Origin of the sequence: uncultured Sphingomonas sp., from assembly GCF_964021865.1 — a bacterium.
GTDB lineage: Bacteria > Pseudomonadota > Alphaproteobacteria > Sphingomonadales > Sphingomonadaceae > Sphingomonas.
On sequence record NZ_CAXIAM010000073.1, the window covers coordinates 1 to 13,184 of the forward strand.

The following is a 13,184-nucleotide window of genomic DNA, read 5'->3' on the forward strand; positions in this document are numbered from 1 at the left end:
AGGATGTGGCCGATCGCCTGCTCGATGGGCTGAAGCGGCTCGAATATCGCGGCTACGACTCCGCCGGGATCGCGACGATCGTCGATGGCGCGATCGAGCGGCGGCGCGCCTCGGGCAAGCTGGTCAATCTCGGCAAGGAACTCGCCGCGCATCCGCTGCCGGGCACGACGGGGATCGCGCACACGCGCTGGGCGACGCATGGCGGGCCGACCACCAACAACGCGCACCCGCACGCCACCGACGAAGTTGCCGTCGTTCACAACGGGATCATCGAGAATTTCAAGGCATTGCGCGAGGAACTTCAGGCGCGTGGTCGTGTCTTCACGAGCGAAACCGACACCGAGGTGGTCGCGCACCTGATCAGCGAGCAGGTCGAGGGTGGCAAGTCGCCGATCGAGGCGGTGCGCGAGGTGCTGCCGCGGCTGCATGGTGCATTCGCGCTGGCAATCCTGTTCCGCAGCCACCCGGAATTGCTGATCGGTGCGCGGCTCGGTTCGCCGCTGGTGGTCGGATATGGTGAGGACGAGACGTATCTTGGCTCCGACGCGCTGGCGCTGGCGCCGCTGACGCAGCGGATCGCCTATCTCGAAGAGGGCGATTGGGTGGTGTGCGCGCGCGAGGGCACGCAGGTGTACGATCGCGACAACCAGCCGGTCGAGCGGCCGGTCACAATCTCGGGTGTCACCGGGGCGTTGATCGACAAGGGCAATCACCGCCATTTCATGCAGAAGGAGATCTACGAACAGCCGATCGTGGTCGCGCAGACGCTGCGCAGCTATCTGCAGCGGTTCGAGGGCAAGATCGTGCTGCCGATCCCCGATTTCGACCTGTCGGGCATCAAGCGCGTGACGATCGTGGCGTGCGGGACCAGCTTCTATGCCGGGATGGTCGCCAAATACTGGTTCGAACAATTCGCGCGCGTGCCGGTCGATCTCGATGTCGCCAGCGAGTTCCGTTACCGCGCGCCGGTGATGGAAGAGGGCGGATTAGCTTTGTTTATCAGCCAGTCGGGCGAGACTGCTGATACGCTGGCTGCACTGCGCCACGCCCGGTCGGAGAAGCAGACGATCGCGGTTGTCGTCAACGTGCCGACCAGCACGATGGCGCGCGAGGCGGACCTGCTGCTGCCGACGCACGCGGGGCCGGAGATCGGCGTCGCCTCGACCAAGGCATTCTCGTGCCAGCTTTCGGTTCTGGCGGCGTTGGCCGCCAATCTCGCCAAGGCGAAGGGGCGACTGACCGAGAGTGAGGAGCGCAATATTGTCCGGCAGCTTGCCGAGGCGCCTGCCGCGATCAACGGTGCGCTGGCCTATGACGAGTCGATCGAGGCGATTGCCGGGGTGATCGCAGGGGCGCGCGACGTGCTGTATCTGGGGCGTGGCACCGATTATCCGCTGGCGCTGGAAGGTGCACTGAAGCTAAAGGAAATCAGCTACATCCACGCCGAAGGTTATGCGGCGGGCGAGATGAAGCACGGACCGATTGCGCTTATCGACGAAAATGTTCCGGTCGTGGTGATCGCGCCTTCCGGGCCGTTGTTCGACAAAACTGTCAGCAACATGCAGGAAGTGCAGGCGCGGGGTGGAAAAGTCCTGCTGATCAGCGACTATGACGGGGTCGAGGCGGCGGGCGAGGGCTGCGTTGCAACGATCACGATGCCCAAGGTCCACCCGCTGATCGCGCCGATCGTCTATGCGGTGCCGGTGCAGTTGCTGGCCTACCATGTCGCGGTGGCGAAGGGGACCGACGTCGATCAGCCGCGGAATCTCGCGAAGAGCGTAACCGTCGAATAAGGTTAGCGAAAACGGAGCACGCCGTCGTCGAGGCGGCGGCGCATCGTCAGCGCGTCGCGGACGTAATTCTGCTGCACCCGCCACGGCGTACGCTTTCCCTGGCGCGGCAGCGACTGCGCAACGCGTTGAATGTAGACGGAACTAAGGTCGAGGAGCGGGGCGGTCGCTTCCTCTGCGGCGTGCGGGACCGGGGTGGCGGTGGTGGCGCCGGTGGCGTCCATGTGGTCGAGGACGCGAGCGACGAAGCGGGCGCTGAGATCGCTGCGCAGCGTCCAGGACGCGTTGGTGTAACCTGTTGAAAAGGCCATGTTCGGGACGTCGCTGAACATCGCGCCCTTGTAGACGAGGTGGTTGTGCGGTTCGATCGGGCGGCCGTCGACCGCGAGGGTGGCGCCGCCCATCAGCTTCAGGCGTAGGCCGGTGGCAGTGACGACCAGGTCGGCGGGGAGAATGTCGCCTGATGTCAGTGCGATACCATCTGGTGTGAAGCAGTCGATCGTGTCGGTGACGATCGATGCGCGACCGTCGCGGAGCACTGTGAACAGGTCGCTGTCGGGGACGAGGCAGAGCCGTTGGTCCCACGGATTATACTTCGGCGTCAGATGCTTGGCGAGGTCATAGCCGTCGCCGAGGGCGGCGCGTTGTTGTTTGGCGATCTGGCGCTTCACCAGATCGGGGCGGCGGCGGGCGAGGGTGTAACTGCCAATGCCGTAAGCGATGCTTTTCCAGCGGGTTAGCGTATCCGCGAGCCGCCGGGGGAGGATGCGGTGGAGCGCCGCGCCGACGCGGTCGCGCGCGGGCATCGCGACGATAAACGTCGGAGAACGCTGGAGCATTGTGACGTGCGCCGCGCCTTGTGCGACCAAGGCGGGGACAAGGGTGACCGCGGTGGCACCCGAGCCGATCACCACCACGCGTTGCCCGGTGACGGACAGGTGCGCCGGCCACGCCTGCGGGTGCACGATCTTGCCCGAAAATACCCCCATGCCCGGCCATTCGGGCGCATGGCCGCGCGCATAATCGTAATAGCCGGAGCAGAAAAACAGGAAACGGCACGTCATCTGCGCGAAAGTGCCGTCGACCGCGTAGCGGACCGTCCAACGCGCCGTGTCGCTGGACCAGTCGGCGGCGATGACGCGGTGCCGAAAACGGATGTGGCGGTCGATGCCAAAGGTACGCGCGGTGTCGCGCAGGTAGGCGAGGATGTCGGCACCGTCGGCGATCGTCTTTTCGCCGCGCCACGGATGGAAGGGGAAGCCGAGCGTCGTCATGTCCGAATCCGAGCGGATGCCGGGATAGCGGAACAGGTCCCACGTCCCGCCGATCGCGTCGCGCGCCTCGAACATCGCCCAGCGCCGGTCGGGGCGGTCTTGGCCGATCCTATAGGCCGCCCCGATCCCCGACAGGCCGGCGCCGACGATCAGCACGTCGAGATGCTCGTTCATGCCGGCCCCCTTACGGGAGCGGACGCCGCCTTGTCATCACGAGCGGAGGCGGACGCCGATCCACAGGGTACGCGGGGTGGCGCGCTCGACCACGCCGGTGCCGCTGATCCCCGCCTCGACGCGGGCGTCGAAGACGTTTTCGGCGCGCGCCTCGATCGCGATCCGGCGCGTGATCGGGAGTGCGGCATAGCCGTCGAGCGTCGTCGCGGCGGCGAGGGTGCGGCTGTTCTGGTCGTCCTCGAACTGCGCGGCGCTGTGGCGGAGCGTCGCCGAGAGCGCTGCGTCCTGCCGGCGCCAGCCGAGCGCGGCGGAGACGAGATCGCGCGGGGTCTGCGCGGGCCGAAGGTCGTCGAGCGGCGCGGCGCTGCCCGAGGCGCGGACGTGCGGGTTCACATGGCTCCACGAGGCGCTGGCGAACCACGGGCCGTGATCCCAACGCGCGTCCAGCTCGACTCCCGTCGACTCGATTGCGTCGAGGTTCTGCCGGACCCGGTAGGTGCCGCCGGCCGCGACGAAGCCGACGCCAGGGAAGGTGCCGGGGCCGCGCCCGGCGGTGACGTTGCTGATCGCGTCGGTCAGCCGGTTCCAGAACAAGGTGCCGGTCAGGCTGACCCCCCCGATCGGCACCAAGGTGACGCCGCCATCGACGCCCGTGAGGCGTTCGGGCGACAGCAAGGCGTTGGCGGCGACCGCGTCGGTGCCGACGCGGAACGGGCGGTAGAGTTCGTTGAGCGTCGGCAAGCGCCAGCCGCGATAGGCCGAGGTGCGCAGCGTCAGCGGTGGCGCGATCGTCCACGCCGCCCCGGCGCGCCCGGTCCACTCGGTGCCGGCGCGGTCGGCGAAATCGCTGGTCGTCAGCGCCGTGCCGGTGGCGAGCGTGGTTTCGCGGAGGCTGCCGTCGGTGAGCTGCCAGCGATCGACGCGCCCGCCGAGCGTCAGCGTCACGGCGCCGGCAGTGAGCGTGCCGTCGCCGAAGATGCCCCAATTGAGCGCCGCGCCGCCCGCGACGCGGCGGCGGGTCGGGAGGCCGGCGACATAGGTGTAGAGTTCCTGCGTCCGACCGTCGACACGGCGGATATCGGCGCCGAAGCGCAGGTCGCGGCCGGGGCCGAGCCGGGGGGTTAGTTCGATCCGCCCGCCGACCCCGGTGGCGGGGGTATTGTATTGATCGAGCGTCTGGGTCGCGGTTCGACGCGCGGCATCGACGCTGGCGAATTGCGAGGCGAAGGCGCGGGTCTGGAGATAGGCGAGCGCCGACCAGCCGAGTGCGCCGCGTCCGACGAGCCGCAGGCTGGCGTCCGCGCCCTCGCTGCGGTTGGCGGTGAAGGCGGTGCCGCGCTCGCGCGTGTCGGTGAAGCCCGAGACGTTCGCCTGCAACTCGGTGGACGGCGCGACGGTGACGACGGTGCGCGCGGCGGCGGAGAATTGCTCATAGGGGGCGGGGCGGTCGGCGGGGCCGCGCTGCCCGGCGACGGTGGGGACGAAGCCGTCGCCGCGTGCATAGGCGGCGGAGAGCGTCGCGAAGCCGGCGCCGCGTTCGAGCAATGCCGAAGCGGTCGCGTCCACCGAATGACGGCTGCCATAGGCAAGGTCGGCGGCGAGCGCGGACTGGTCGCGCGGGCCGCTGCTGTCGATCTCGACCGTTCCGGCCAGCGCGCCGGGGCCGAAATAGCCGCTGCCGCCACCGCGCGTGACGCGGATCGCGCCGATCCGGTCGGTGGCATAGGCGGGGAACGGCACCCAGCCGCCGAACGGATCGGTCTGCGGCACGCCGTCGAGGATCAGTAGCGCGCGGCTGGAGGCGTTGCCGCCGATCCCGCGCAGCGAGATGCCCTGGCTGGTGGGATTGGCCGAGCGCGAGTCGGCGCGGCGGAATTGCTGGAGCCCGGCGACGTCGGCGAGGACGCTTTCGAGCCGGTTGCTGGCGTTCTCGCGAATGCGTTCGGCATCGAGCGTCACGACGGACGCGGCCTTGTCGCCCGGGCGCGGCGCGAGCCCACGGCCGCGCACGACCACTTCCTCGCCCTCCTGCGCGATGGCCGGCGTAGCGAGCGTGCCGGCGAGCAGCAGGGCGGTGGTGAAGTGTTTGATCGATCGTCTCCGGGCGGTAGCGGCGGTCAGCTCGCCGGGGCTGTCGGGAAAAGGCCGAGCCGCGCGGCGAAGGCGGAAAAGAGCGTCGGCCATGCCGCGGCGGGCGTGCCGGCGGGGAGGCGGACGCCGAAGCCGTGGCCGCCCTTGTCGAAGGCGTGCAGCTCGGACGGGCGCTGCGCGGCGAGCAACGCCTGATAGAGCGCGAGGCTGTTGGCGATCGGAACGAGCCCGTCGTCGCTGGCGTGTGCGAGGAAGATGGGGGCGGTCTGCGCATCGACGTGGCGCTCGACCGAGGCGGCACGGCGCGCGGCCTCGTCCGAAGGGGTGCCGAGCAGATTGTCGCGTGATCCGACGTGGGTGAAAGGCTCCGCGAGCGAGACGACCGGGTAGATCAGCCCGGCGAGATCGGGGCGCGCCGACAGCCGGTCGCTGGCATCGACCAGCGCATAGGTCCGCTCGGCGTGGCGGGTGGCGAGGCTGCCGGCGAGATGCCCGCCCGCCGAGAAGCCGATCACGGCGACGCGTTTCGCATCGATGCCATAGCGCGCGGCATTGGCGCGGATCAGCCGCAGACCGCGCTGTGCGTCCTGCAGCGGCACCAACGCGCGGTTGCGCCAGCCCTCGCCGGGCAGGCGATAGGTGAGGATGAAGCATGTGACGCCGCGCGCGGTGAGCCAGCGCGCCTGCTCCTCGCCCTCATTGTCCCACGCGAGGAAGCCGTAGCCGCCGCCGGGGATCAGCATGACCGCCGCGCCATTGGGCTGCGCCGGGCGGCGGACAGTGAGCGTCGGCATCGCGATGCCGGTCAGCCAGCGATCGTTGAAGCCGGGCGTCTTCGAGCGTTGCTCGACCTTGCGGGTCGGGAGCGTGGCGGGCGCGCCCGGCGGCGACCCCGGCCAGAGCGGCAGCGTCTCGTCACCCGGTTGCGCGGCGACGATCGCGGGCGCGAGCGGGGCGGCGGCAAGCGCGGCGAGCAGCGCGCGGCGGGTGGGAGCGTCGATCGTCGCGGCCATGCTTATCTCTTTCCGACGGTTATCGCGCTTCGCTTAGGGCGTGTGTGGGGTTGCAACAAGGTGGTGATGGTGGGGGTCTTGGCACCTGAACTCAGGTTCTTCCGTCATCCCGGACTTGATCCGGGATCCCGCTTCTCGCTTCGGTCGGCAAGAAGAAGCGGGGTCCCGGATCAAGTCCGGGGCGACGGATAAGCGCGACATCATCTGTGAACGCTATCATCAAAATGTGCGGGGGAGACTTACCTGCGGCATGGTTGATGCTAAGCAGGGCGGATGATGGGGGAGAGACGCAAGCGACGTTCGGGCGTACCGACGATCGCCGATGTGGCGCAGCTGGCCGGCGTGTCGCAGATGACGGTGTCGCGCGTCATCAACGCCGAGGGCAATGTGCGCGCCGAAACGCGCGAGACCGTTCATGCGGCGATCCGGCAGCTCGATTACTCGCCCAATCCGGCGGCAAGGCGGCTGGCGGGGGCGGCGCAGTTGCGGATCGGGCTGTTGTTCAGCAACCCCAGCGAGTCGTACCTGAGCGCGTTCCTGCTCGGCAGTCTCGATCAGGCGGGGCGGTCCGACATCCAGTTGATCGTGCAGAAGTGCGAGCTGGACGATCACGAGGGCGACGTCGCGGCGCGGTTGGTCGCGGGCGGGATCGACGGCGTGATCCTGCCGCCGCCGCTGTGCGACTCGCCAGTGGTGCTCGACGTGCTGCTGGCGGCGGGCATCCCAACCGTCGCGGTGGCGACCAGCGCACCGCCGCCGCAGGTGGGCGCGGTAGCGATCGACGATCGCGGCGCGGCGCAGGCGATGACCGCGCATCTGCTCGCGCTGGGGCACCGGCGGATCGGGTTCATCCGCGGCAACGACAATATCCATGCCAGCGCGGAGCGGCTGGCGGGGTATCGTGCGGCCTTGATCGCGGCGGGGCAGGTGCCGGACGACGCGCTGATCGCCCGGGGGTTGTTCGATTATCGCTCCGGCCTGGCGGCGGCCGAGCAATTGCTCGACATGGCCGCGCCGCCGACCGCGATCTTCGCGAGCAACGACGACATGGCGGCGGCGTCGGTGGCGGTGGCGCATCGCCGCGGGCTGGACGTGCCGCGCGACCTGACGGTGTGCGGGTTCGACGACAGCGCGCTGGCGACGACGATCTGGCCCGAGCTGACGACGATCCGCCAGCCGATCGCGGACATGAGCCGCGCGGCGATCGCCTTGCTGGCGACGATGCTGGCCGAGCGCCGCGAGGCGGGGCGGTGCGCGGCGAAGCAGGTGACGCTGGACTATACGCTGGTGCGGCGACGATCCGACGCGCCGCCGCGACACATGCCGGATGAGCGGGGTCGCTGAACCGCCCGGCGCGTGATAGCGCGCGGGCGGTGACGGGGCGTGGAGATGTGACGGTGAGTAACAGCGTGGGCGTGGGGCGCGGCTGAGATGGGCGCGATCGCCGGGCTGTTCCACCCCTCTACGCCGAAGCCGGTCGATCCGGCGCGTGTCCGCGCGATGGCGGCGGCGATGGCGCATCGCGGCCCCGACGGCGCGGGCGAATGGACCGCGCCGGGGGTCGGCTTCGCGCATCGGCGGCTGGCGGTGATCGGCGGAGCGGCGGCGACGCAGCCGGTCGCGACCGCGAACCTGCGCTATGCCGCGATGCTCGACGGGACGATCCTGAACCATGCGGCGTTGCGCGACGAGTTGCGCGCGCTGGGGCATCGCTTCGCGGGCGAGGGCGATGCGGAGGTGGTGCTGCACGGCTTTGCGGCGTGGGGGCCGTCGCTGCTCGACCGGCTGGAGGGAGCGTTCGCGATCGCGGTGCACGACGCGGCGACGCAGACGCTGTTCCTGGCGCGCGACCGGCTGGGGGCGAAACCGCTGCACCTGGCGATGCTGCCCGACGGGGCGCTGCTCTTCGCGTCCGAGCTGAAGGGGTTGCTGGCGCATCCGTTGCTGCGGCGCGTGCCCGATGCGGCGGCGGCCGCGGACTATCTGATGCTCGGCTATGTGCCCGACGATGCGTGCGTGATCGCGGGGGTCGAGAAGCTGGCGGCGGGGCATTTCCTGCTGGTCGAGCGCGCGCGGCCGTTGCGAGGGGCGCGGCGGTGGTGGGCCCTGCCCGACGCACGCGAGGCGCCGGCGGAGGCGTTGCTGGCCGAGCTGCGCGGGGCGGTGGCGCGGGGCGCGGGCGACGCGCGGCCGGTGGCGCTGCTGCTCGGCGGGCTGGGCGATGCGACGGTGGTCGCGCTGGCGGCGGAGGCGAGCGCGAAGGCGGTGGCGACGGTCGGAGTGGGGGTCGGGCTCGGCGACGATGGCGGGGTGGCGGCGCGGTTCGCGACCGCGCATCGGCACGCTGGGCTCGATGACCTGCCGGCGTTGCTCGACGATCTGGTGGCGGCGTTCGACGAGCCGTGCGGCGATCCGGCGGCGCTGGCGGCGATCGTCGCGGCGCGGGGGAGCGGGCCGGTCGTGATGTCGGGGGCGGGGGCGTCCGTGCTGATGGATGGCGGGCGCTGGCGACGGTTCGCGCGGCGCGAGCGCTGGCGGCGCTGGCGGTGGACGCCGCCCGGGATGGGCGCGGCGGATGCGGACTATGCGGCGGCGGTCGGTGCGGCGGAAACGGGCGCGGTGGACGCGCAGGACTCGATGCGGCGTTTTGCGGCGGCGTGGGGCGGTGGCGATCCGCTCGACGCCGCGCTGCGCACCGATCTGGCGACGCGGCTGCCGGGGCAGGTGCTGACGATCGCGGATCGCGCCGGGATGGCGGCCGGGGCGGAGTGGCGGACGCCGTTTGCCGACCCGCGGCTGGTGGCGTTCGTGCTGTCGTTGCCGGCTGCGGTGCGGCGGGCGCGGACCTCGCCGCTGGCGGGGGCGATGGCGCGGCATCTGCCCGCGATGCCGGTGGCCGCGCCGTCGCTGCCGGTGTCGCAATGGCTGCGCGGGCCGCTGAGCGCGGAGGTGGCGCGGCTGGAGCGGTCGCGGTTGCTGGCCGAGCCGGGCTGGTTCGACATCGCGCACATCGCAGCGTCGATCGAGCGACACCGCGGCGGCGACGACGCGCAGGCTGCGCTGCTGTGGCGGTTGCTGGTGCTCGAGCGGAGCCTCAGCCGGTTGTTCGGCTGGCCAGCGTCCGCCTGACGAACAGGTCGAACAAGCGCGGCCAGTGCGACCCGGGAAGGTCGGGCGGGAGATAGGCGGGGCCGAAGCCGTGACCGCCCTCCTGGAAGAAATGCGCCTCGACGGGCACGCGCGCGGCCTGACAGGCGGCGAGCATCGCCATCGGCTGCGCGGCAGGAACGACCGGATCGTCTAGCGCATGGGTGATGAAGATCGGCGGGGTCTCGCGGGTGACGCGCCGGTCGGTGTCGAAGCGCGCCGCGCCGAGTGCACCGACGCGCATCCGGTCGCCGGTGATGACCGGGTAGATCAGCCCGGCATAGGCGGGGCGGGCGGGCTGGTCGTCGGCGGCGTCGAGCCGCTCGTAGACCGGATCGGCATAAGCGGTGGCGATGCTGGCGGCGAGCAGCCCGCCGGCCGAGAAGCCGACCACCCCGAGCGTCGCGGGGGCGATCGCGAAATCGGCGGCGCGGGCGCGGATCAGCCGCATTGCGCGCTGCGCATCCTGTAGCGGAACGTCCTGCGGCTCCAGCCAGCCTTCGCCGGGGAGGCGGTAAGCGAGGACGAAGACGGTCATGCCGAGCGGGTTGAAGGTCCGCGCGACGTTGATGCCTTCGTTCTCGACCGAGAGGAAGCGATAGCCGCCGCCGGGCAGCGAGAGCAGCGCGCGGCCGTCAGGTCTGGCGGGACGATAGACGCCGACGACCGGTTCGGCGACGCCGCGCAGGTGGAGTTCGCGGCGCGGCGGCTGGCCGCTCATCTCGTTGTTCGGGGTGGGAAGGCGGCGTGGGCTGTTCGGCGGTTGCTTGGGCCAGAGCTTGAAATGCTCGCGCGGGGGCCATTGGGTGGTGCCTTGCGCGGATGCCTGCGGTGCGATCGTGAGCGTCGCCAAGCCTGCCGCTCCGCCGATCAAGGCGCGCCGGTCGATCTGCATCCACGTCCCTCCGTTGTTTTCGAGAGGGTTATGGCAGGGGTGGGGGAGAAGGAGCAACCGCCGTGGTCGTCCCGGCCGGATGGGGCGCGTTCCGAATACCACACCGTCATCCCGGCCCCTTCGACAACCTCAGGAGAGCCTTGATCCGGGATCCTGCTTCTTCTTCCTCGGCTGCCGAGAAGAAGCGGGGCCCCGGATCAAGTCCGGGGCGGCGATCGAGGACAGGGTATCGTAAGAGCCGCGGGCGTCGGAGGTTCTGGATTCCCGCCTTCGCGGGAATGACGGAGAGGGGGCGTGGTAACACCCCTCCCCGCTTCACATCACTTGGTGTCGAACAGCGTCGCCCACTTGCGGGTCGGACGATCCTTCCACAGCCCGCGGTGGTAGGCGTCGGACGCCAGCAGCGGCATCACCGACCCGGCTTCGGCGAACACCATCTGCTCGATGCCGGTGTTCACCTTGCCCCAGCTCGCCGCTTCCTGCAGCGTCGAGGACGAACACGCGCCGTCGCGGACGTCGGCGACGGTGATCTGCACCGCGTACTTGTGCACCTCCACGTCCTCGTGGCCGAGGATCTCGGCGCAGACGACGGTGTCCTGGATGAAGTTCTTCGGCACGCCGCCGCCGATCATCAGCAGGCCGGTGGTGCCCGCCTGGATCTTGATCTCGGTCAGCTCGCGGAAGTCCGCCACCGCGTCGATCATCAGGTACGGCTTGCCCGCCTTCATCTGGTCGACCTGGTGCTTGACGAGGCCGAAGCCGGCCGAGCTGTCGACGAACGCCGGGCAGAAGATCGGCACGTCATGCTCATAGGCGAGCTTGACGAGGCTGTTTTCCTTCTTGCCGTGTTCCGAGAGATACTTGCCCATCTCGCGGATGAAGGCGCGGCTCGAATAGGCACGCGGCTCCAGCTCGTTCGCGATCTTGTTGATCGTGAAGTCGCAGTCCTGGAGCTGCTCCTCGTCGATGTACGTGTCGTAGATGCGGTCGATGTAGAGCGAGCGCAGCGTGTCGTCGTCGGGGATCTCGAGCGCCTGATAGTGCTTGTGGCCCAGGCCCTCGAAGAAATCCATGTCGACGATGGTGGCGCCGGTGGCGACGATCACGTCGACCATGTTGTTGCGCACCAGATCGGCATAGAGGTCCATGCAGCCGCCGGCCGAGGTCGAGCCCGCGATCACGAGGCAGACCGTGCAGTCCTTGTCGGCCAGCATGTCGTTGTAGATCTTGGTGGCGCGGCCGAGGTCGCGGCTGGTGAAGCTCATGTCGCTCATCGCGTCGACGATCGGGCGCGCGTCGAAGCTCTTGATGTCGATGTGCTTGACCTGCTTCGACAGCAGTTCGGCCTTACGATGGTCGTTGATCTTGGTGTCGGTCATGGGGGCTCCCACAGGGAAATGCACGTCGTTCTAAGGGGACGCGAAGACCCGAACGATGACGGCGTGCGGAACATCCGCACGCCGCCACCGGATCACTGAAGCGATTACGTTACAGCTTAACGACGTTGCCGGTAACCTGCTGCGGCAGCCGGACGTACATCGACTCCATCGGTTCGTCGGTGGCGACCACCGTCTCGTCCGAGGTGAAGCCATTGAAGGCGGTCCGCATTGCCGCGCCGTACGCACCGAGCATCCCGATCTCGATATAGTCGCCGACGGTGACGTCCGCAGGAAGCGGGAACGGCCCCTTCATATAGTCCATGTCGTCGCAGGTCGGACCCCAGAAGCTGAACGCGTGATCGCGGACGGTCGACTCCGGCTCGCGCAGCAGCGCGACCGGATAGCGCCAGCCGATGTGCGCGGCGTCGAACAGCGCGCCATAGGCGCCGTCGTTGATGTACAGTTCCTCGCCGCGGCGACGCTCGACGCGCACCACGACCGAGCTGTACTCCGCGCTGAGCGCACGGCCCGGCTCCGCCCAGAGTTCGGCCGAATAGCTGATCGGCAGGCTCTCGAACGCGCGGTGGATCGTCTCGAAATAACGCTCCAGCGGCGGCGGGTTCATGCCCGGATAGGCCGAGGGGAAGCCACCACCGACGTCGATGACGTCGACCGTCACCGCCGCACCGACGATCGCCTGACGCACGCGCTCCATCGCCTGCGCATAGGCATCCGGCGTCATCGCCTGCGAGCCGACGTGGAAGCAGATGCCGAGCGCGTCGGCGACCTGGCGGGTCGCGATCAGCAACTCCTTCGATTCGTCCGGAGCGACGCCGAACTTGGCGCCCAGGCTGAGCTTCGAATGCTCCGAGGAGACGCGCAGCCGCACGCACAGCGTGAGGTCTGCGGCGCCGCGGGTGGCACGCACGATCTTCGCCAGCTCTTCCATGCTGTCGAGCGAGAAGGTGCGGACACCGTGCGTGAAATACGCCTCGGCAATCGCTTCCTCGGCCTTGACCGGGTGCATGAAGCACAGGGTCGCGTCCGGCAAGGTGCGGGCGACCAGACGAACCTCGGCGATCGAGGCGACGTCGTAGGTCGTCACACCATTGTCATAGAGCGTGCGTAGCAGCTCCGGGCTCGGGTTCGCCTTGACCGCATACATGGTCCGGCCCGGAAACTTCTCCGTAAAGAAGCGGGCGGCCCGTGCCGCGGCGTGCGGACGAACGATCGTCACCGGCTGAACCGGCTGACGAATGGCGATGTCGATGGCCCCGGCGACAGAATCGGCAGGGACGGTCGAGAGGGGCGCTAACCCCAGCGCGCGATGATGCTGGTGCAACTCAAGGGACCTCCAATTGCCTTGCGGCATACGGTGACAAAAAGCTGCCTTGCGGTTGGAAGTCCCATGGGGCAGCGGA

General features: G+C 69.4%; 9 protein-coding genes. 3 read left to right on the forward strand and 6 right to left on the reverse strand.

Annotated features, from left to right (window positions below; translation table 11 throughout):
* Nucleotides 1–5 precede the first annotated feature (5 nt).
* Nucleotides 6–1,793, forward strand: coding sequence for a glutamine--fructose-6-phosphate transaminase (isomerizing) (gene glmS / locus AADI75_RS14775; RefSeq protein WP_341209776.1), 1,788 nt, complete (start codon nt 6–8; stop codon nt 1,791–1,793).
* Between the two features lie 2 nt (nt 1,794–1,795).
* Here glmS and AADI75_RS14780 read toward each other — a convergent pair whose 3' ends face one another.
* Genes AADI75_RS14780 through AADI75_RS14790 form a run of 3 tightly spaced genes read right to left on the reverse strand, consistent with a single transcriptional unit; the run spans nt 1,796 to nt 6,342 of the window.
* Nucleotides 1,796–3,238, reverse strand: a complete 1,443-nt coding sequence (locus tag AADI75_RS14780; protein WP_341209769.1) for an NAD(P)/FAD-dependent oxidoreductase — start codon at nt 3,236–3,238, stop codon at nt 1,796–1,798.
* A 36-nt stretch (nt 3,239–3,274) separates the two neighbouring features.
* A complete protein-coding gene (locus tag AADI75_RS14785) occupies nt 3,275–5,422 on the reverse strand; it encodes a TonB-dependent receptor (protein ID WP_341209770.1) in 2,148 nt (715 codons plus the stop codon).
* A complete protein-coding gene (locus AADI75_RS14790; RefSeq protein WP_341209771.1) occupies nt 5,356–6,342 on the reverse strand; it encodes an alpha/beta hydrolase in 987 nt (328 codons plus the stop codon). Before AADI75_RS14790 ends, AADI75_RS14785 begins: the two co-directional genes overlap by 67 nt.
* Nucleotides 6,343–6,618: 276 nt before the next feature.
* On the opposite strand from AADI75_RS14790, the gene AADI75_RS14795 reads away from it, so the two are divergent.
* Together AADI75_RS14795 and AADI75_RS14800 are read left to right on the forward strand one after the other, a co-directional pair.
* Nucleotides 6,619–7,686, forward strand: coding sequence for a LacI family DNA-binding transcriptional regulator (locus tag AADI75_RS14795; RefSeq protein WP_341209777.1), 1,068 nt, complete (start codon nt 6,619–6,621; stop codon nt 7,684–7,686).
* 87 nt (nt 7,687–7,773) lie between these two features.
* Complete coding sequence (locus AADI75_RS14800; RefSeq protein ID WP_341209772.1) at nt 7,774–9,471, forward strand: asparagine synthase-related protein; 1,698 nt, start codon at nt 7,774–7,776, stop codon at nt 9,469–9,471.
* On the opposite strand, the gene AADI75_RS14805 is transcribed toward AADI75_RS14800, so the two are convergent.
* The 3 genes from AADI75_RS14805 to AADI75_RS14815 all read right to left on the reverse strand — a co-directional run bounded on the left by AADI75_RS14805 (nt 9,437) and on the right by AADI75_RS14815 (nt 13,105).
* Complete coding sequence (locus tag AADI75_RS14805; RefSeq protein WP_341209773.1) at nt 9,437–10,384, reverse strand: alpha/beta hydrolase; 948 nt, start codon at nt 10,382–10,384, stop codon at nt 9,437–9,439. The genes AADI75_RS14800 and AADI75_RS14805 overlap by 35 nt on opposite strands.
* Nucleotides 10,385–10,704: 320 nt before the next feature.
* Nucleotides 10,705–11,763 (reverse strand): deoxyhypusine synthase, encoded by a 1,059-nt coding sequence (locus AADI75_RS14810; RefSeq protein ID WP_341209774.1) that lies wholly within the window; start codon nt 11,761–11,763, stop codon nt 10,705–10,707.
* Nucleotides 11,764–11,872: 109 nt separating this feature from the next.
* Nucleotides 11,873–13,105: a type III PLP-dependent enzyme gene (locus AADI75_RS14815; RefSeq protein ID WP_341209775.1), complete on the reverse strand. Its 1,233-nt coding sequence runs from the start codon at nt 13,103–13,105 to the stop codon at nt 11,873–11,875.
* Nucleotides 13,106–13,184: the final 79 nt, after the last annotated feature.

Coding starts and splice junctions, on each gene's coding strand:
- AADI75_RS14780 (WP_341209769.1), bottom strand. CDS start 3,238: ATGAACGAGCATCTCGACGTGCTGATCGTCGGCGCCGGCCTGTCGGGG.
- AADI75_RS14785 (WP_341209770.1), bottom strand. CDS start 5,422: ATGGCCGACGCTCTTTTCCGCCTTCGCCGCGCGGCTCGGCCTTTTCCC.
- AADI75_RS14790 (WP_341209771.1), bottom strand. CDS start 6,342: ATGGCCGCGACGATCGACGCTCCCACCCGCCGCGCGCTGCTCGCCGCG.
- AADI75_RS14800 (WP_341209772.1), top strand. CDS start 7,774: ATGGGCGCGATCGCCGGGCTGTTCCACCCCTCTACGCCGAAGCCGGTC.
- AADI75_RS14805 (WP_341209773.1), bottom strand. CDS start 10,384: ATGCAGATCGACCGGCGCGCCTTGATCGGCGGAGCGGCAGGCTTGGCG.
- AADI75_RS14810 (WP_341209774.1), bottom strand. CDS start 11,763: ATGACCGACACCAAGATCAACGACCATCGTAAGGCCGAACTGCTGTCG.
- AADI75_RS14795 (WP_341209777.1), top strand. CDS start 6,619: ATGGGGGAGAGACGCAAGCGACGTTCGGGCGTACCGACGATCGCCGAT.